Source organism: Conexibacter woesei Iso977N, from assembly GCF_000424625.1.
Lineage (GTDB): Bacteria > Actinomycetota > Thermoleophilia > Solirubrobacterales > Solirubrobacteraceae > Baekduia > Baekduia woesei_A.
Genome location: NZ_AUKG01000001.1, coordinates 2,261,769 through 2,278,977 on the forward strand (window position 1 = coordinate 2,261,769; position 17,209 = coordinate 2,278,977).

At 73.6% G+C, this 17,209-nt stretch carries 17 protein-coding genes; 9 read left to right on the forward strand and 8 right to left on the reverse strand.

The window, feature by feature from the left end; all coding sequences use genetic code 11:
• Positions 1–158 precede the first annotated feature (158 nt).
• Positions 159–563 (reverse strand): LLM class flavin-dependent oxidoreductase, encoded by a 405-nt coding sequence (locus H030_RS39665; protein WP_051222344.1) that lies wholly within the window; start codon positions 561–563, stop codon positions 159–161.
• Between H030_RS39665 and H030_RS39670 the strand changes: the two genes are divergently transcribed.
• A complete protein-coding gene (locus H030_RS39670; protein WP_196809085.1) occupies positions 540–677 on the forward strand; it encodes a hypothetical protein in 138 nt (45 codons plus the stop codon). The two genes, H030_RS39665 and H030_RS39670, sit on opposite strands and share 24 nt — an antisense overlap.
• On the opposite strand, the gene H030_RS0111190 is transcribed toward H030_RS39670, so the two are convergent.
• The 7 genes from H030_RS0111190 to H030_RS0111220 are packed head-to-tail and all read right to left on the reverse strand — an operon-like array spanning position 674 to position 8,683.
• The gene (locus tag H030_RS0111190; RefSeq protein ID WP_331270976.1) at positions 674–1,621 is read right to left on the reverse strand and encodes a 2-deoxy-5-keto-D-gluconate 6-phosphate aldolase domain-containing protein; all 948 of its coding nucleotides are present in this window, start codon (positions 1,619–1,621) and stop codon (positions 674–676) included. The genes H030_RS39670 and H030_RS0111190 overlap by 4 nt on opposite strands.
• Entirely contained in the window at positions 1,573–3,063 is a 1,491-nt protein-coding gene (locus H030_RS0111195; RefSeq protein WP_027006174.1) for a CoA-acylating methylmalonate-semialdehyde dehydrogenase, read from the reverse strand. Before H030_RS0111195 ends, H030_RS0111190 begins: the two co-directional genes overlap by 49 nt.
• Positions 3,060–3,890 (reverse strand): 5-deoxy-glucuronate isomerase, encoded by an 831-nt coding sequence (gene iolB / locus H030_RS0111200; protein ID WP_027006175.1) that lies wholly within the window; start codon positions 3,888–3,890, stop codon positions 3,060–3,062. The genes H030_RS0111195 and iolB overlap by 4 nt, the downstream gene beginning before the upstream one ends.
• Complete coding sequence (gene iolD / locus H030_RS0111205; protein ID WP_027006176.1) at positions 3,887–5,818, reverse strand: 3D-(3,5/4)-trihydroxycyclohexane-1,2-dione acylhydrolase (decyclizing); 1,932 nt, start codon at positions 5,816–5,818, stop codon at positions 3,887–3,889. The genes iolB and iolD overlap by 4 nt, the downstream gene beginning before the upstream one ends.
• Positions 5,815–6,762, reverse strand: coding sequence for a 5-dehydro-2-deoxygluconokinase (iolC, locus tag H030_RS0111210; protein ID WP_155891977.1), 948 nt, complete (start codon positions 6,760–6,762; stop codon positions 5,815–5,817). The genes iolD and iolC overlap by 4 nt, the downstream gene beginning before the upstream one ends.
• Positions 6,759–7,793, reverse strand: coding sequence for an inositol 2-dehydrogenase (iolG, locus tag H030_RS0111215; RefSeq protein WP_027006178.1), 1,035 nt, complete (start codon positions 7,791–7,793; stop codon positions 6,759–6,761). The genes iolC and iolG overlap by 4 nt, the downstream gene beginning before the upstream one ends.
• The gene (locus H030_RS0111220; protein WP_027006179.1) at positions 7,790–8,683 is read right to left on the reverse strand and encodes a sugar phosphate isomerase/epimerase family protein; all 894 of its coding nucleotides are present in this window, start codon (positions 8,681–8,683) and stop codon (positions 7,790–7,792) included. Before H030_RS0111220 ends, iolG begins: the two co-directional genes overlap by 4 nt.
• A gap of 140 nt (positions 8,684–8,823) precedes the next feature.
• On the opposite strand from H030_RS0111220, the gene H030_RS0111225 reads away from it, so the two are divergent.
• The 8 genes from H030_RS0111225 to H030_RS0111260 are packed head-to-tail and all read left to right on the forward strand — an operon-like array spanning position 8,824 to position 17,083.
• On the forward strand, positions 8,824–9,570 hold the full coding sequence (locus tag H030_RS0111225; protein WP_027006180.1) for a DeoR/GlpR family DNA-binding transcription regulator: 747 nt from the start codon (positions 8,824–8,826) through the stop codon (positions 9,568–9,570).
• The gene (locus tag H030_RS0111230) at positions 9,567–10,910 is read left to right on the forward strand and encodes a 6-phospho-beta-glucosidase (protein WP_027006181.1); all 1,344 of its coding nucleotides are present in this window, start codon (positions 9,567–9,569) and stop codon (positions 10,908–10,910) included. Before H030_RS0111225 ends, H030_RS0111230 begins: the two co-directional genes overlap by 4 nt.
• The gene (locus H030_RS31260; protein ID WP_051222345.1) at positions 10,907–11,803 is read left to right on the forward strand and encodes a carbohydrate kinase family protein; all 897 of its coding nucleotides are present in this window, start codon (positions 10,907–10,909) and stop codon (positions 11,801–11,803) included. Before H030_RS0111230 ends, H030_RS31260 begins: the two co-directional genes overlap by 4 nt.
• A gap of 37 nt (positions 11,804–11,840) precedes the next feature.
• The gene (locus H030_RS0111240) at positions 11,841–13,169 is read left to right on the forward strand and encodes an extracellular solute-binding protein (RefSeq protein ID WP_035126112.1); all 1,329 of its coding nucleotides are present in this window, start codon (positions 11,841–11,843) and stop codon (positions 13,167–13,169) included.
• A gap of 4 nt (positions 13,170–13,173) precedes the next feature.
• Positions 13,174–14,112 carry a carbohydrate ABC transporter permease gene (locus tag H030_RS31265; protein ID WP_231398407.1) on the forward strand — a complete coding sequence of 313 codons (939 nt, stop codon included), beginning with the start codon at positions 13,174–13,176 and terminating at the stop codon, positions 14,110–14,112.
• The gene (locus H030_RS0111250; protein WP_027006183.1) at positions 14,109–14,927 is read left to right on the forward strand and encodes a carbohydrate ABC transporter permease; all 819 of its coding nucleotides are present in this window, start codon (positions 14,109–14,111) and stop codon (positions 14,925–14,927) included. Before H030_RS31265 ends, H030_RS0111250 begins: the two co-directional genes overlap by 4 nt.
• A gap of 3 nt (positions 14,928–14,930) precedes the next feature.
• A complete protein-coding gene (locus H030_RS0111255; RefSeq protein WP_027006184.1) occupies positions 14,931–16,031 on the forward strand; it encodes an ABC transporter ATP-binding protein in 1,101 nt (366 codons plus the stop codon).
• Positions 16,028–17,083 carry an SIS domain-containing protein gene (locus H030_RS0111260; protein WP_027006185.1) on the forward strand — a complete coding sequence of 352 codons (1,056 nt, stop codon included), beginning with the start codon at positions 16,028–16,030 and terminating at the stop codon, positions 17,081–17,083. The genes H030_RS0111255 and H030_RS0111260 overlap by 4 nt, the downstream gene beginning before the upstream one ends.
• Positions 17,084–17,209: the final 126 nt, after the last annotated feature.

The following is a 17,209-nucleotide window of genomic DNA, read 5'->3' on the forward strand; positions in this document are numbered from 1 at the left end:
GCCACGGCGGCCGACTGGCACCATCGCTCAGAAAGACACAGCGTCTGACGAACGTTGATGATCTGCCGTGGATCCGCGCGATCCGCATCCGCGTGGCCGTCGACGACCCCACAGGCTGCGCGGGCAGCGGGTGACCTCGGTCAGCGGCCCTTTCACCCTCAACATCCTGTTGTGACATCACCGTTGTTCACCATGAACTCGCCGGCGTAGCGGCGCATCAGCGCGGCGGGGTCGGCTGCGACGAAGCTGATCGCCAGCTCCTGCACGCCCGCCTCCTCGTAGCGCGCCAGGCGCTCGCGGATCGTGTCCGGGGTCCCGATCAGGCCGTAGTCGCGCACGTCGCCGGGGAAGAGCGCGTCGGCGCCGGCGGGCACCGTGGCCCGGGCCTCCTCGTCGGAGTCGGCGACGGCGCACAGCGACACCGAGGTGCGCTGGATCTCGTCGTAGTCGCGCCCGGCCGCGGCGCAGTGCTCGCGCAGGATCGCGTACTTGCGCTCCAGCCCCTCCGGGCTCTCGATGATGTTGCACAGGTCGCCGTAGTGCGCAACGAGCCTGAGCGTCACCCTCTCCCCGGCGCCCGGGACGCCTACGGCCGCGCGATCGCGCTGTCCGGCAACGCCGCCGCGCGCGACGAGCTGCGCCGGCGGCTCGTCGCGCTGTCGGGTTCCGGCGCCTAGCTGCGGGCGTCGCGGAAGACGTCCACGAAGCGCAGGTAGTTGGTGGCGATCTGCTCGGCTGCGGCGTCGCGGTCGAGGGTCGACGCGAGGTGGGCGCGGACCGCGTCGCGCCAGATCGAGCGGCCGATCGCGAAGCCGGCGAAGCCGTCGGTGGCCGCCGCCGTGCGCAGCCAGTGGTCGACGCGGTCGTCCGGGGCTCCGGCGCCGAGGATCGTGCAGCGCACGTGCTCGCGGCCGGCGCCGGAACGGGCCTGCGTGGCGGCCTGCGCCGCGTCGGCGGGGTCGTCGAGGCCCTCGAGCTTCCAGATGTCGGGCTCGACGCCGGCGTCCTGCAGCGCGGCGATCGCGCGGACGATCAGCGCCGGGCGCAGCTCGCGCACGAACCGCTCGCGGTCGCCGTCGACGGCCGCCAGCTGCGCCGCGGTCGGATCGACGATCAGCTCGAACAGGAACCGCCGGCCGGTCTCCTGCAACCACCCTGACAACTCGGCCAGGCGTGCTGCCTGCTCCGCGTTGCCGTCGCGGTCGCCGTCGGCGTTGTAGCGGACGAGCACCTTCGCGTAGTCGGGCTCGAACGCCGCGACGTGCGCGCGCCAGTCCGCGCCGTAGGCGAACGCGAACAGCTCGCGGTCGGGCATCTCGACCGGCATCACGAGCACGACCCCGTCGGCCCTGGCGTCGCGCGCGACGTCCGCGCCGTAGAGCTCGTCGACGAGGATGCCCGCCGTGCCGGCCGGGAGCGCGCGCCGCTGCGCCGCGCGCCGCACGCCGTCGTAGATCACCGACTTGGCGAGGACCATCTGCGTCTCCTGCTCCGGCGTCGGCTCGCCGGTGGTGTCGAAGATGGTGCGGGCGAAGACGCCGCGGTGGTCGAAGGCCAGGAGGAACATCGCCGTCACCGCTCCACGAAGTACGCGCCGGAGCCCTGACCGTCGGAGAACCAGCGACTGGTCACGGTCTTCTTGCGGGTGAAGAACTCCACGGCGTCCGGCCCGTGGGCGTGGAGGTCGCCGAGGAACGAGTCCTTCCAGCCGCTGAACGGGAAGAACGCGACGGGCGCCGCGACGCCGATGTTGACGCCGACCATCCCGGCCTCGACGTCATGGCGGTAGCGCCGCACGGCCGCGCCCGACTCCGTGAAGATCGACGTGCCGTTACCGAACCGCGAGCCGTTGACGATCGCGATCGCCTCGTTCAGCGACGCGGCGCGCACCACCGTCAGGACGGGGCCGAAGACCTCCTCCCGGGCGATCGCCATCTCCGGCGTGACGCCGTCGAGGATCGTGGGGCCGACGAACGCGCCGGCCTCGTCCACGCCCTCGACCGCGCGGCCGTCGACGACGACCGACGCACCCGCGTCGACCGCCGCGTCGATCCACCCGCGGATGCGGTCGCGGGCCGCGCACGAGATCACGGGGCCGACGTCGGTCGTCGCCTGCGCGCCGTCGCCGACGCTCAGCGCGCGCGTCGCCTCGGTCAGCGGGCCCATCAGCGCCTCGTGCGCGTCGCCGACGGTCACGACGACCGAGCCCGCCATGCAGCGCTGGCCCGCGGCGCCGAACGCGCTGCCGATCAGCCCCGCGACGGTCTTGCCGATCACCGCGTCGGGCATGACCACCATGTGGTTCTTGGCCCCACCGAGCGCCTGCACGCGCTTGCCGGCCCTCGCCGCGCCCTCGTAGACGAGCTTGGCCACCGGCGCCGAGCCGACGAACGAGACCGCGTCGATGCCGGGGTGCTCGAGGATGCCCTCGACGACCTCGCGCCCGCCGTTGACCAGGTTGACGACGCCGGGCGGCAGATCGAGCGCGTCGAGCACCTCGAACGCGATCTGCTGGGTCATCGGCACCTGCTCGCTCGGCTTCAAGATGAAGGTGTTGCCGCAGGCGATCGCGAACGGCAGGAACCAGAACGGCACCATCGCCGGGAAGTTGAACGGCGCGATCGCCGCGCAGACGCCGACCGGCTGGCGGATCGTCTCGGCATCGATCCCGCGCGAGACGTCCTCGAGGATCCGGCCCTGCATCGTCGTCGGGATCGCGGTCGCCGCCTCGACCATCTCGATCGCGCGAGCGACCTCGGCACGCGCGTCGCCGATCGTCTTGCCCATCTCGGCCGTGACGCTCTGGGCCATGTCCTCGGCGCGGGCGAGCAGGCCCTCGCGCAGCGCGAACAGCCGCCGCGCGCGCTCGATGACGTTGACGTCGCGCCACGCGGGCAGCGCCGCGCGGGCGGCGGCGACCGCGGCGTCGAGGTCGGCACGGCCGCTGAGCGGCACCCGCGCGAGCGTGGTCCCGGTCGCGGGGGCGACGACGTCGAGCACGCCCGCGGCGTCGGTGGCGGGCGCCCAGGCGCCGCCGATGTAGTTGTTCAGCAAGTCGGTCATAGGGAGAAGGGGAGGAGGGAAGGGTCGAGGGTCGCGCCGTCGGCACGCGTCCAGGCCAGCGCCGGGTCGTCCACGAACGCCCACTCGCGGCTCGGGCCGGCCATGGCGTTGAGGTAGTAGACGGCGACGCCGGGCGGTGCGGCGACCGCGTGGTAGCCGCGCGGGACGAGCACGACGTCGCGGTCGTGCACGGCCACGGTCTCGTCGAGCGAGCGGTCGTCGGTGTAGACGCGCTGGATGCCGAAGCCGGAGGCGGGGGCGACGCGGTGGTAGTACGTCTCCTCCAGGTAGGACTCGGCGGGCAGCGCGTCGCGGTCGTGCTTGTGCGGCGGGTAGCTGGACCAGTGCCCGGACGGCGTGATCACCTCGGTGACCAGCAGCCGCTCGGCCGCCGCGTTGTTCATCATGATGTTGCCGACGACCCGCTCGTGGGTGTCGTAGCCGCGCCGGACGACCTCGGTGTCGGCCGCGCGCAGCGGTCGCGCCGCGGTGCCGCGCTCGGCGGGCGCGGTGCAGATGCCGACCTCGGCGCCATCGCGGGCGCCCTCGACGACGTAGGTCGTCGACGGCGGCAGGTAGGCCGCCTCGGGCGGGCCCGAGAACGGGTCGGGCCGGCCGCCGAGGTCGCGCCACTCGCCGTGCTCGCTGCGCACGTGGATCGTGCCGCAGACGACGACGACGCAGGCCTCGCGGTCGCCGGTCGCGCGCTCGATGGTGGCGCCGGGCGCCAGGCGCACGGCCTCGAAGCCGACGTAGGTCCAGCCGGCGGACTCCGGGGTGACGACGATCGAGCCGTCGTCGGCGGGACGTTGCAGGATGGTGCTCATGCGGGACGGAGGTACGCGCGCTGCCGCTCGCGCTCGCGCTCGTAGCGCGCGCGGGCGGCGACGACCTCCGGGCGATCCGAGACGGCGGCGACCGGGACGTCCCACCAGCTCTCGTAGCCGCCGACGGTGTGGAAGCGGTCGACCTCGACGTGGATCGCGACCGGGCCGTCGGCGCCGCGCGCGGCGGCCAGCGCGGCGCGCAGCTCGCCGAGCGAGCCGGCGCGCGTGACCGGCACGCCGAGGCTCGCGACGTTGGCGGCGAGGTCGACGGGCAGCGCGGGCGCGGGGGCGGCCAGCGCGTCGCCGGCCGCGTCGTCGAGGACGGGCGCGGTCGCGTCGCCGCCCTCGGGCACGCGGTGGTGGGTGCCGAACCCGGCGCCGCCGACCGACCGCGACAGCGCGCCGATCGAGGCGTAGCCGTGGTTCTGGATCAGCACGACGACGATCCGCGCGCGCAGCGCGACGGCGGTCGCCAGCTCGCCGGGCGACATCAGGTAGCTGCCGTCGCCGACCAAGGCGTACACCTCGCGCTCGGGCGCGGCGAGCTTGACGCCGATCGCGCCCGGCAGCTCGTAGCCCATGCACGAGTACCCGTACTCGACGTGGTAGCCCTTGCCCGCCGGATCGCGCGCGACCCACAGCTTGTGGAGGTCGCCGGGCAGCGAGCCCGCCGCCTGGACGACGACGCCGGTCGCGCCCGCCGCGTCGTTGACGGCGCCGATGACCGCGGCCTGCGTCAGCGGCGCGTCCGGCCCGTCACCGACGCCCACGACGCGCGCGACCTCCTGGCCCCACGCGGCCCGCTCGGCCTCGGCGCGGGCGGTCCACTCCGGGTCGGCGGTGTGCGCGCCGAGCGCGGCGGCCAGCGCCTCCAGCGTGACGCGCGCGTCGCCGACCAGCTGCAACCCCGAGTGCTTGGCGGCGTCGAACGCGCAGACGTTGACGTTGACGAAGCGCACGCCCGCGTCCTGGAACGCGGTCTTCGAGGCGGTGGTGAAGTCGCTCCAGCGCGTGCCGATCCCGATCACCAGGTCGGCCTCGCGCGCCAGCCGGTTGGCCGCGGCGGTGCCGGTGGCACCGATCGCCCCAAGGGCACCAACATGGTCGCTCGGCAGCGCGCCGCGGCCCGCGTGCGTCTCGCCGACGGGGATCCCGGTCGCCGTCACCAGCGCGCGCAGCGCCTCGCACGCGCGCGAGTAGATGACGCCGCCGCCCGCGACGATCAGCGGGCGCCGCGCCCCGGCGATCAGCTGCACCGCGCGCGCCAGCCCCTCGGGCGCCGGCGGCTGGCGCTGGACCAGCCACGTGCGCGGCTCCAGGAACGCGGCGTCGACCTCGACGACCTCGGCCTGGACGTCCTGCGGCAGCGCCAGCGTCACCGCGCCGGTCTGCGCCGGATCGGTCAGGACGCGCATCGCCTCCAGCGCCGCCGGGACGATCTGCTCGGGCCGGGCGATCCGGTCGAAGTAGCGCGAGACCGGGCGCAGCGCGTCGTTGACCGACGCGGTCCCGTCGTGCTCGGCCTCCAGCCCCTGCAGGACCGGGTGCGGCGCGCGCGTGGCGAACGTGTCGCCGGGGAGCAGCAGCAGCGGCAGCCGGTTGATCGTCGCCAGCGCGGCGCCGGTCACGAGGTTCGTCGCGCCCGGGCCGACCGACGTCGTCACCGCGTAGGCGCCGAGGCGGTCGCGCTGGCGGGCGTAGCCGCAGGCGATGTGCGCCAGCGCCTGCTCGTTGCGACCCGGGATGTAGGGGAAGTCGTGGCGCGACGCGTACAGCGCCTCGCCCAGCCCGGCGACGTTGCCGTGGCCGAAGATGCCGAGGCAGCCCGCGAAGAACGGCGTCCGGACACCGTCGCGCTCGACGTGCTGGACGGCGAGGAACCGCACGAGCGCCTGTGCGACGGTCAGCCGCGCGCGATCGCCGCTCACGCCGCCACCGCCGCGTCGCCGAGGTCGGCGAGGGTCGGCATCGCGTCGGCGCAGGCCAGGCGGCCGGCGACGAACGAGCCCGCGGCGTTGGCCAGCGCCACGCAGCGCTCCGGCGGCCAGCCCGCGAGCAGGCCGTGGCAGAGCGCGCCGCCGAACGCGTCGCCCGCGCCGAGGCCGTTGACGACCTGCACCGGCACCGGTGGGATGTCCCAGCGGCCGTCGCGCGTGGCGACCAGCACGCCGGCCGGGCCGCGCTTGACGACCGCGATCCGCACGCCGAGGCCGAGCAGCGCGTCGGCGGCGGCTTCGGGGTCGGAGGTGCCGACGGCGACCTCGACCTCCTCGCGATTGCCGACGGCGACCGAGGCGTAGGACAACGCCGCGCGCGCCTGCTCGCCCGCCTCGCGCGGGTCGGACCAGAACATCGGCCGGTGGTCGAGGTCGTGGACGATCAACGCGTCCGGGTCGGCCGCGCGGCGCGCGCGCAGCGCGGCCAGCGTCGCAGCACGCGACGGCTCGGCCGACAGGCCGGTCCCGGTCGTCCAGAGGATCCGCGCGCCGCGGATCGCGTCCAGCGGCAGCTCGCCCTCGTCCAGCTGGAGGTCCGGCGCGCTCGGCTCGCGGTAGAAGAGCAGCGGGAAGTGATCGGGCGGGCGGATCTCGCAGAAGGCGAGCGGCGTGCGCAGCGCCGGGTCGGTCCCGACGAAGCGCGCGTCGACGCCGAAGCCCTCCAGCGCGCGGCGGGCGTAGCGGCCGAACGCGTCGTCGCCGACCTTGGTGAGGACCGCAGAGCGGTTGCCGAGCCGCGCCGCGGCGACCGCGACGTTGGTGGGCGAGCCGCCGAGCGACTTGGCGAACGACGTGACGTCCTCGAGGCCGACGCCGGACTGCTGCGGGTAGAGGTCGACGCCGATCCGGCCCATCGTGAGCAGGTCGAGCGTCACCGGGCGACGACCTCGGCCTCGATCTCGGCGATCTCGACGCGCCGGCCCTCGACCCGCGAGCGCTGCGCAGCCATGCCGATGACGAGCGGCGCCCGGGCGTCGGCCAGGCCCGGCGAGCCGGGCGCGCCGGCACGGCAGGCGGCGACGAACGCCTCCCACTGCGCGACGTAGGCCGGCACGTAGCGGTCGAGGAAGAAGAACGGCAGCGGCGCCGTCGCGGTCCCGGCGGCCGAGCGCGTCAGCGCGGTGTGGGCGTGCGGGTTCTCCGACGCCGCCATCCCGTGCTCGCCGTGGACCTCGACGCGCTGGTCGTAGCCGTAGGGCGCCTGGCGGCTGTTGTCGATCGCGGTCAGGCAGCCGTCGGCGTGCTCGAGCGTGACGATCGCGGTGTCGACGTCGCCGGCCTGCGCGAAGTCCGGCCGGATCCGCAGCGCGCCGTGCGCACTGACCGCCACGACCTCGCTGCCGGTCACGAACCGGGCCATGTCGAAGTCGTGGATCGTCATGTCCAGGAAGATCCCGCCGGACGTGCGCACGTAGTCCAGCGGCGGCGGTTCGGGGTCGCGGCTGGTGATCCGCACGAGGTGCGGCGCGCCGACCGCGCCGTCGACCACGGCCGCGCGGACCGCGGCGTGGGACGGGTCGAAGCGGCGGTTGAAGCCGATCTGGAACGTCAGCGAGGCGGTGGCGACCGCGTCGAGCGCCGCGTCGACCGCGGCGAGGTCCAGCGACACGGGCTTCTCGCAGAAGATCGCCTTGCCCGCGGCGGCCGCGGCGAGGATCAGCTCGACGTGGGTGTCGGTGCTCGTGCAGATCGCGACCGCGTCGACGTCGTCGCGCCCGATCAACGCGTCGGCCGACGCGGTGGCCGGGACGCCGAGGTCGGCGGCGACCGCCGCGGCCGCCGGCGCGTGGGCGTCGGTCACCGCGGTCACGCGCGCGCCCGCGACGCGCCGGTGCAGCAGCTCGGCGTGCAGGCGGCCGATCCGGCCGGTGCCGATGACGCCGACGCGCAGCTCGCCGCCGCTCATCGTGCGCCCACCGGCAGCGACGCCAGGAAGTCCAGGCTCCGCTGCGCGTCGCGCACCGGGCCCTCGCCCGGAGCGGGGACGGCGCCGGTGATCGCGCAGTCCTGCTCGAGGACGAGCCAGCCGTCGTAGCCGCGCGCGTCGAGCGCGGCGACCAGCTCGGCGATCCGCGCGTCGCCGCTGCCCAGCGGCCGGAACAGCCCGGCCTGGACGGCGGCCATCAGCGTCAGCTCGCCGGCGTTGAGACGGTCGGCGACCGCGAGGTCGACGTCCTTGAGGTGGACGTGCGCGACCCGCTCGCCCCAGGTGTCGATGAAGTCGATCGGGTCATAGCCGCCGAGCGCGAGGTGGCCGGGGTCCAGGCACCAGGCGACCGCGCTCAGCTCCGCGAGGCGGTCGACGTCGGCGCGGCGCTCGATCAGCGTGCCCTGGTGCGGGTGCACGACGGTCGTCAGCCCGAGCGCCGCGGTGGTGTCGGCGACGGCGTCGACGCCGGCGGCGAGCGCCGCCCAGCCCGCGTCGTCCAGCGGCTCGGGGGCCGACCACGCGGCGTCCTGGACGATCGCCAGCACGAACACGGAGGCGCCGGCGTCGGCCATCGCCGACGCGACCCGCTGCGCCTGCTCCAGCGCCGCGGCATGGTGCTCACGGTCGTGGAGGACGAGCGGCACGAAGCCGCCGAGCAGCCGCAGGCCGTGGCGCTGCGTCGCGGCGCGGATCTCCGCGGCGTCGAGCGGCAGCCAGTCGTCGACGGGGCCGAGCTCGGTGGCGGTCAGCCCGAGGCCCGCCATCTCGCCGAACACACGGTCCGGCGGGAGCATCGCGCCCCATCCGGGGACCTCGCAGACCCCCCACGTGATGGGCGCCCCGGCAAGCTGGCGATCGGTCGACATGGCTCGGCAACCTAACCACGCTTCGATCAGGCGTCAACAAATTCGCACAAATTCATGTTCGAATCTGTAATGTGCCGCGCCGTGAGCCGGATCGGCAGCCACAGAAGCGAACAAGGAGACGTCACGTGGGCGAACGCGTGATGGTCCCCGCACAGCGTCGCCAGCGCATCCTGCAGGCCGTTCGCGCCGGCACGGCGCACGTCTCCGACCTCGCCCGCGTGTTCGAGGTGAGCGAGATGACCGTCCGCCGCGACCTCCACGCGCTCGAGCGCGACGGCAAGCTCGAGCGGGTCCACGGCGGCGCCGTCGGCTCGGTCCCCGAGCGCCCGTTCGGCGAGATCGCGCTGGAGGGCCAGGAGCTCAAGCAGGGCATCGGCCGCGCCGCGGCCGCGCTCGTGCAGGACGGCCAGACCGTCATGCTCGACATCGGCACCACCACCTTGGAGGTCGCGCGCCACCTGCGCGGCCGCCGCGTCACGCTCATCACCACCAACTTGGCCGCGCTCGACGAGCTCCGCGACGACGAGCACGTCGAGATCGTCCTGCCCGGCGGCCTCGTGCGGCGCAACTACCGCTCGACCGTCGGCGTGCTCGCCGAGGAGGCGCTGCGCCAGCTCAACGCCGACGTCGCCTTCCTGGGGACCAGCGCGGTCGACCAGGACCTCTCGGTCTGGGACACCACGATGATCGAGGTGCCGGTCAAGCGCGCGATCATCCGCGCGGCCAGCCGCGTCGTCCTGGTCGCGGACTCCGAGAAGTTCGCGATGAGCGGGGTCGTGCGCATCTGCGGTCCGGAGGACCTGGACCACATCGTCAGCGACGCGGGCCTCCCGGCAGGCGACCGCGCAGCCATCGAAGACGCCGGGATCGAGGTAACCATCGCATGAAGCTCACGATCGTCGGCGGCGGCGGGTTCCGCGTGCCCCTGGTCTACACCGCGCTGATGGACATGCGCGACCGGCTGGGCATCGAGGAGGTCGTGCTCCACGACATCGAGCAGCACCGCATCGACCGCATCGCGCCGGTCCTGTCCGGGCTGGCGATCGAGCGCGGCGTCCGGCTGCCGTTCCGCGGGACGACCGACCTGGTCGACGCGGTCCAGGGCGCGTCGTTCGTGCTCTGCGCGATCCGCGTCGGCCAGCTCGAGGGCCGCGTCGTCGACGAGAGCGTCCCGCTCGGCCACGGCGTGCTCGGGCAGGAGACGACGGGGCCCGGCGGCCTCTGCTTCGCGCTGCGGACGATCCCGGTGATGATGGAGCTCGCCGAGACGATGGCCAAGCACGCGCCCGACGCGTGGCTGATCAACTTCACCAACCCGGCCGGGATGGTCACCGAGGCCGTCCAGCGCGTGCTCGGCGACCGCGCGATCGGCATCTGCGACTCGCCGGCCGGCCTGATGCGCCGCGTCGCCCGCGCGCTGGGCCGCGAGTCCGACCAGCTCTGGTTCGACTACTTCGGCCTCAACCACCTCGGCTGGCTGAAGGGCGTGCGCGACGGCGACCACCAGCTGCTGCCCGGCCTGCTGGAGCAGGACGACAAGCTCGCCACGTTCGAGGAGGGCCGCCTGTTCGGCGGCGAGTGGCTGCGCTCGCTCGACATGATCCCGAACGAGTACCTGTACTACTTCTACTACGCGGCCGACACGGTCAACGCGATCCGCCAGAGCCCGGAGTCGCGCGGCGCGTTCCTGCTGCGCCAGCAGAGCGCGTTCTACGCCGAGGGCGAGCAGCCGCCGGAGACGGCGCTGCAGAGCTGGCGCGGCACGCGCCACGACCGCGAGCGCAGCTACATGGCCGAGGCGCGCTCGGCCGCCGGCGACGGCCACGAGCACGAGATCGACGAGAACGGCGGCTACGAGGGCGAGGCGATGGCCGTCCTGGAGGCGATCGCCAACAACACCCGCGCGGTGCTGGTGCTCAACACCGCCAACCGCTCGGCGCTGCCGTTCCTGGACGACCGGGCGGTCGTCGAGGTGCCGTGCATCGTCGGGCGCTCGGGCCCGGTCCCGGTCGCGATCGGCGAGGTCCCCACGCACGCCCGCGCGCTGGTGGAGACGATGAAGGACGTCGAGCGCACGACGATCGACGCCGCGCTCTCCGGCTCGCGCCGCGAGGCGGTCAAGGCGCTCGCGCTGCACCCGCTCGTCCCGTCGGTGGCCACCGCGCGCCAGATCTTCGACGAGTACTGCGAGCGCCTGCCCGGCCTGGCGGAGGCGTTCGCCAAGTGACCGTGGACCTCGTCTGCGCCGACCCGGCGTTCCTCGACCTCACGTTCGTGGGGCTCGAGGCGCTGCCCGGACCGGGGGAGGAGCGCCACGCCGACGACCTGCTGCGCTCGCCCGGCGGCGCGGCGACGGTCGCGATCGGCGCGGCGCGCCTCGGCCTGACCGTGGCGTTGGCCTCGCCGCTGGGCGCCGACGCCGAGGGCGAGCTCGTCCGCGCCGCGCTCGCGGCCGAGGGCGTGCGGCTGCCGCCGCGCACGGTCGCGCGCACGCCGGTGACGGTCGTGCTGCCCCACCGCGGCGAGCGCGCGATGGCGACCTTCGATCCCGACGAGCAGGCGACGCTCGCCGACGTCGCGGGCTTCGCCCCGCGCGCGGTGCTGACGTCGCTGACGCGCCTGGACGCCGTCCCGGACGACACCATGTTGTACGTCACGGCCGGTGACGCCGAGGCGCGCGCGCTGGCCGGCGCGCCGCTGCCGGCGCGCGCGGCGACCGCACGGGCGCTGCTGGTCAACGCGCGCGAGGCGCGGCTGCTGACCGGCGAGCAAGATGTAGAACATGCCGCGCGACGGCTCGCGGAACGGGTCCCGCGGGTCGTGGTCACGCTCGGCGCCGACGGCGCGCTGACGGCCGCCGGCGACGAGGTCGCCGCGGTCGCGGGCGTGGCGGTCGGCGCGGCGGTCGACACGACGGGGGCCGGCGACCTGTTCGCCGCCGCCTTCATCTGGAGCGACCTGACCGGCGCCACGCCGGAGGACTGCCTGCGCTGGGCCTGCCTGGCCGCGGCGCTGTCGGTGCGCGTCCCCACCGCGGTGGCGGGCGCGCAGAGCATCGAGCAGCTCGCAGCGGCGGGCAGCGAACGCGGGCTGGCCGTCCCCGGCCGGACCGCTCCCTGAACACACGGAGGAGGAGTTGTTGATGCGCATGAGGGTGATGGGGTCCCTGGCCGTCGTGGCGGCCACGGCGCTGGCGGCGGGCTGCGGCACGCCGGGCGGGTCCAGCGACGACGCGGCGAGGACGACGACCACCGCGTCGGCCAAGCCGGACATCGCGAAGGCCGGCGACGTCACGCTGACCGTCTGGGACCAGGAGGTCCGCGGCGGCCAGGCGGCGCAGATCAAGAAGCTCAACCAGCAGTTCATGGCCAAGTACCCCAACGTCAAGATCAGGCGCGTGGCGAAGTCGTTCGACGACCTCAACACGACGCTGAAGCTGGCGGTCTCCGGCCCCAAGGCGCCGGACGTCGTCGAGGCCAACCAGGGCCTGGGCGTCATGGGCCAGCTCGTCAAGGGCCACCTGCTGCGCCCGGTCGACGACTACGCCAAGATCTACAACTGGGCCGACCGCTACCCGAGCCTGCTGCTCGACCTCAACAAGTTCGAGCCGACCGGCACGACGTTCGGCACCGGCCAGCTCTACGGCCTCTCGCAGATGGGCGAGATCGTGGGCGTCTTCTACAACAAGAAGAAGGTCACCGAGGTCCCCAAGACGCTGGCGGACTTCGAGGCGCAGCTGGACAAGGCCAAGGCCGCGGGCGACACGCCGATCCAGTTCGGCAACCTCGACAAGTGGCCCGGCATCCACGAGTACGAGACCGTGCTCGGCCAGACCGCGCCCAAGGACGCCGTGCGCAACTTCGTCTTCCAGAAGGACGGCGCGTCGTTCGACACCCCCGAGTTCCAGGCCGCGGCGGGCAAGCTGCAGGACTGGGTCAAGAAGGGGTACTTCACGAAGGACTTCAACGGCACGGGCTATGACCCGGCGTGGCAGCGCTTCGCCAAGGGCAAGGGCACGTTCCTGATCGCCGGCACCTGGCTGGTCGCCGACCTCGCCGACCAGATGGGCGACGACGTCGGGTTCTTCACGATGCCGGGCACCCAGGCAGGGGACCCGGTCGCGCTCGGCGGCGAGTCGCTGCCGTTCACGATCACGTCGAAGTCCAAGCACCCCGACGTGGCCGCGGCCTACATCGACTTCCTGACCGACCAGAACGCGGCCAACATCCTCACGGAGACGAAGAACTTGGCGGCCATGAAGTACGACACGCCCGCCCCCGAGGGCGCGCTGACCCAGGACGTCGCCACCGCCTGGAAGGCGCTCGGCAGCGCCGACGGCCTGATCCCCTACGCCGACTACACGACGCCGACGTTCGGCGACGACCTCGGCGGCGCGATCCAGAACATGCTCGCGCTGAAGGACTCGCCGACGGCGTTCACGGCGGACGTCCAGAAGAAGGTCGACGCCTCCAAGAGCGGCAACTAGGTCCGTGGCGACCCGTCCCGCCATCGCCGAGGAGGTCCCCGTCGCGCCCGCGCGCGGCGGGGACCGCCCGCCGGGCGAGCCCCGGCGGATCGGCTACGTCTACCTGATCCCGGCGCTGCTGATCTTCGGGGCGTTCACGCTCGCGCCGCTGATGCATGCGATCTGGCTGTCGCTGTTCCAGTGGGACGGCGTGACCGCGGGCAAGTGGGTCGGGCTGAGCAACTACTCGGACGTCTTCTCCGACCCCGTCCAGCGCAAGGCGTTCGGCCACGCGCTGATCCTGATCGTCTTCTACGCCCTGCTGCCGACCGCGATCGGCCTGCTGCTGGCGGGCGCCGTCGCGCGCACGCAGGTGCGCGGCTTCACGTTCTTCCGCGTCGTGCTGTTCCTGCCCCAGGTCGTGGCGCTGGTCGTCGTGGCCGTGATGTGGCGGATGATCTACGACCCCAACAACGGGCCGATCAACGAGACGCTGCGCCACCTCGGGCTCGGCGGCCTGGCCAAGTCGTGGCTGGGCGACTTCGGCGTCGCGCTGCCGGCCGTCGGCCTGATCGGGACGTGGGTCATGTACGGGTTGTGCATGGTGTTGCTCACGGCCGGGGTCCAGAAGATCCCCAAGTCGCTCTACGACGCCGCGCGCGTCGACGGCGCCGGGCCGGTCCGCGAGTTCGTCGCGGTGACGCTGCCCGCGCTGCGCGGCGAGATCGCGGTGGCGCTGACGCTGTGCACGATCCAGGCGCTGCGCAACTTCGACATCATCTACAACACGACCAAGGGCGGCCCGGGCGACGCGACGTCGGTGCCCGCCTACCAGGTCTACCGCCGCGCGTTCGAGACCGGTCAGGTCGGCTCCGCGGCGGCGATGGGCCTGACGCTCGCGGTCGTGATCTTCCTGCTGTCGACCGCGATCAACCAGATCGCCGAACGGGGGGCCAAGGGATGACCAGCCGCCGCGAGCAGTCGCTGACCTACACCTTGCTCGGCGTGTTCTCGCTGATCGCGCTACTGCCGATCGTCGGGATCGTGCTGACCGCGCTGCAGCAGAAGGGCGGCGGCGCGTCGTTCGGCTCGTTCGACGGGCTGCACTTCGACAACTTCAAGCGCGCCTGGCAGGACGGCAACTTCGGGACCTACCTGAAGTCCTCGGTGATCGTCGCGGTCGCCGTCGTCGGGCTGTCGACGATCGTCTCGATCCTGGCCGGCTACGCGTTCGGCCTGATGCGGTTCCGCTTCGCCCAGCCGCTGTTCTACCTGTTCCTGCTCGGCCTGATGGTGCCGATGGAGGCGATGATCGTCCCGCTGTACTACGACCTGCGCGACCTCCAGCTGACCGACACCTACTGGGCGCTGATCCTCCCGCAGGCCGGGACGTCGATCGCCTTCGGGACCTTCTGGATGCGCGCCTTCTTCCGCTCGGTGCCGCAGTCGCTGGTCGAGGCGGCGCGGATCGACGGCGCGTCGAGCTGGTTCACGCTCTGGCGCGTCCTGCTCCCGCTCGCGCGGCCCGCGGTCCTGACGATGGTCGTGCTGCTGTTCATGTGGACCTGGAACGAGTTCCTGCTGGCGCTCGTCATGGTGACCGACGAGAACCTGCGCACCGCGCCGCTGGGTCTCAGCTTCTTCATCGGCCGCAACCAGGCCGACCTCACGCTGCTGGCGGCGGGCGCCGTGATCGTCGCCCTGCCGGTGGTCGTGTTGTACGTGTTCCTCCAGCGCCATTTCATCCGGGGCATGGTCTCGGGTGCCGTGAAGGGGTAGTCGATGGGTGCAGTTCGCTTCAGCCAGGTGCGCAAGTCCTATGCCGGCCACGAGGTCGTCCACGGGCTCGACCTGGAGATCGCCGACGGCGAGTTCATGGTGTTGGTCGGGCCCTCGGGCTCCGGCAAGACGACCGCGCTGCGGATGCTCGCGGGCCTGGAGTCGATCACCGCCGGCGAGATCCGGATCGGCGACCGCGTGGTCAACGCGATCGCCCCGCGCGAGCGCGACATCGCGATGGTCTTCCAGGACTACGCGCTGTACCCGCAGATGACGGTCTTCGACAACCTCGCCTTCGGGCTGCGGCGCCGCAGGACGCCCAAGGAGGAGATCGAGCGCCGGGTCCGCTCCGCCGCCGCGTCGCTGGACCTCGAGCCCTACCTGGAGCGCAAGCCCGGGCAGCTGTCCGGCGGCCAGGCCCAGCGCGTCGCGCTCGGCCGCGCGCTGGTCCGCGACCCGCAGGTCTTCCTGATGGACGAGCCGCTGTCGAACCTCGACGCCAAGCTGCGCACGCAGACGCGCGGGGAGATCAAGCGCCTGCAGCAGGACGTCCGCACGACCACGGTCTACGTCACCCACGACCAGGTCGAGGCGATGACGATGGGCGACCGGATCGCGGTGATGAACGACGGCGTCCTGGAGCAGGTCGGCACGCCCGAGGAGCTCTACGAGCGCCCGGCCAACGTGTTCGTCGGCGGCTTCATCGGCTCGCCCGCGATGAGCTTCCTGACGATGGCGGCCGAGCCGGCGGGCGCCGGCGCGACGCGGCTGCGCTGCGACGGGGTGGACCTCGTGGTGCCGGGCGTCGAGGGGCTGCCCGGCGAGGTCGTCGTCGGCGTGCGCCCCGAGTGCGCGCGCCCCTGGGACCCGGAGCATCCGGCGCTGCTCGGGCCGATCGCCGGCGAGGTCGCCTACGTCGAGGCGCTGGGCCGCGAGACGTTCGTCGGCGTCGACGTCGGCGGCGACCGCGTCGTCGTCCAGCACGAGGGCCGCGCGTCGCTGCTGCCCGGCGACCGCGTCGAGTTCGGCGTCCAGCCCGCCGCGCTGCGCTTCTTCGACGTGGCCGACGGCCGCGCGCTGCACGCCGCGCGGGTCGCGGCGTGAGCGCCGCGGCCGCCGTCCTGCGCGAGGAGATCGGCGGCCAGCCGGCCGTCTGGCGCGCTCTGGTGGCGCGCGGCGCGCAGGTCGCGGAGGTCGCGGCCGCGCTGGACGCGCTGGATCCGCCACTGGTCAGGATCGCGGCGCACGGAACCTCCGACCACGCCGGGATCTACGCGACCTACCTGCTGCGCGCGCTGCGCGGGTGGACGGTCGTGCGCGACTCGATGTCGATGCCGTTGTACTACGGGTCGCCCGCCGCACGGCCCGGCGAGCTGGCGGTCGGCATCTCCCAGTCGGGCGAGACGCCCGACGTCGTGGCCTGGCTGGAGCGCGCCGGCCGCGAGGGCGCGACGACGCTGGCGATCACCAACGGCGAGGGCTCGTCGCTGGCGCGGATCGCCGACCACGTGCTGGCGATCGGCGCGGGCGCCGAGCGCTCGATCGCGGCGACCAAGACCTACACCGGCACGCTCGCGGCGATCGCGCTGCTCGCCGGGCAGCTCGCGGGCCGCGGGCCCCAGCTGGCCGACGCGCTCGTCGCGACCGCCGACGCCGCCGACGCGCTGCTGGACGGGCTCGACGCGGCCGTCGCGCCGGTCGCCGCGGCGCTCGCGCGGATCGACCGCATGTACTTGGTCGCCCGCGGGATCGAGCTGGCGACGGCCAACGAGGTCGCGCTCAAGCTGACCGAGGTCTGCTACCTCGGCGCCAAGGCGATGTCGGCGACCGCGATGGCCCACGGGCCGGTCGCCGCGCTCGACGCCGACGTGCCGCTGTGGGCGATCGCCGCGCCGGACGCGACGCTGCCCGCGGTCGCCGAGGCGGTGCGCCGGGCCCGCGCGGCGGGCGCGCCGGTGATCGCCTCGGGCCCCGCCGCCGCGGCGCTGGACGGCGCGGCGTTCGCGCTCCCCGTGCCGGTGGTGCCCGCCGAGCCGCTGCTGTCGCCGCTGCTCTCGGTCCTGCCGGGCCAGGCGTTCGCCTGGGCGCTGGCAGGCGCCAAGGGGATCGACGCCGGCGCGCCGCGCCACCTGCGCAAGGTCACCTCCGCAGCTTGATCGCGCCGCCTTCCGGCGGCGTTCTGTTCGGAGTTGTGCGGAAGCCGAAGGGTCTTCCGGGATCGCTGCCTGCTCGGCAAAGGCCTTCAAACATAACGGATACGTAGGAAAATTCCGCTCTTTCGG

What these genes read in the sequence shown, in the direction of transcription:
- H030_RS0111255 (WP_027006184.1), top strand. Translation starts at nt 14,931, where the DNA reads ATGGGTGCAGTTCGCTTCAGCCAGGTGCGCAAGTCCTATGCCGGCCAC.
- iolG (WP_027006178.1), bottom strand. Translation starts at nt 7,793, where the DNA reads ATGAGCGGCGGCGAGCTGCGCGTCGGCGTCATCGGCACCGGCCGGATC.
- H030_RS0111230 (WP_027006181.1), top strand. Translation starts at nt 9,567, where the DNA reads ATGAAGCTCACGATCGTCGGCGGCGGCGGGTTCCGCGTGCCCCTGGTC.
- H030_RS0111195 (WP_027006174.1), bottom strand. Translation starts at nt 3,063, where the DNA reads ATGACCGACTTGCTGAACAACTACATCGGCGGCGCCTGGGCGCCCGCC.
- iolB (WP_027006175.1), bottom strand. Translation starts at nt 3,890, where the DNA reads ATGAGCACCATCCTGCAACGTCCCGCCGACGACGGCTCGATCGTCGTC.
- H030_RS0111240 (WP_035126112.1), top strand. Translation starts at nt 11,841, where the DNA reads ATGGGGTCCCTGGCCGTCGTGGCGGCCACGGCGCTGGCGGCGGGCTGC.
- H030_RS0111220 (WP_027006179.1), bottom strand. Translation starts at nt 8,683, where the DNA reads ATGTCGACCGATCGCCAGCTTGCCGGGGCGCCCATCACGTGGGGGGTC.
- H030_RS0111225 (WP_027006180.1), top strand. Translation starts at nt 8,824, where the DNA reads ATGGTCCCCGCACAGCGTCGCCAGCGCATCCTGCAGGCCGTTCGCGCC.
- H030_RS0111250 (WP_027006183.1), top strand. Translation starts at nt 14,109, where the DNA reads ATGACCAGCCGCCGCGAGCAGTCGCTGACCTACACCTTGCTCGGCGTG.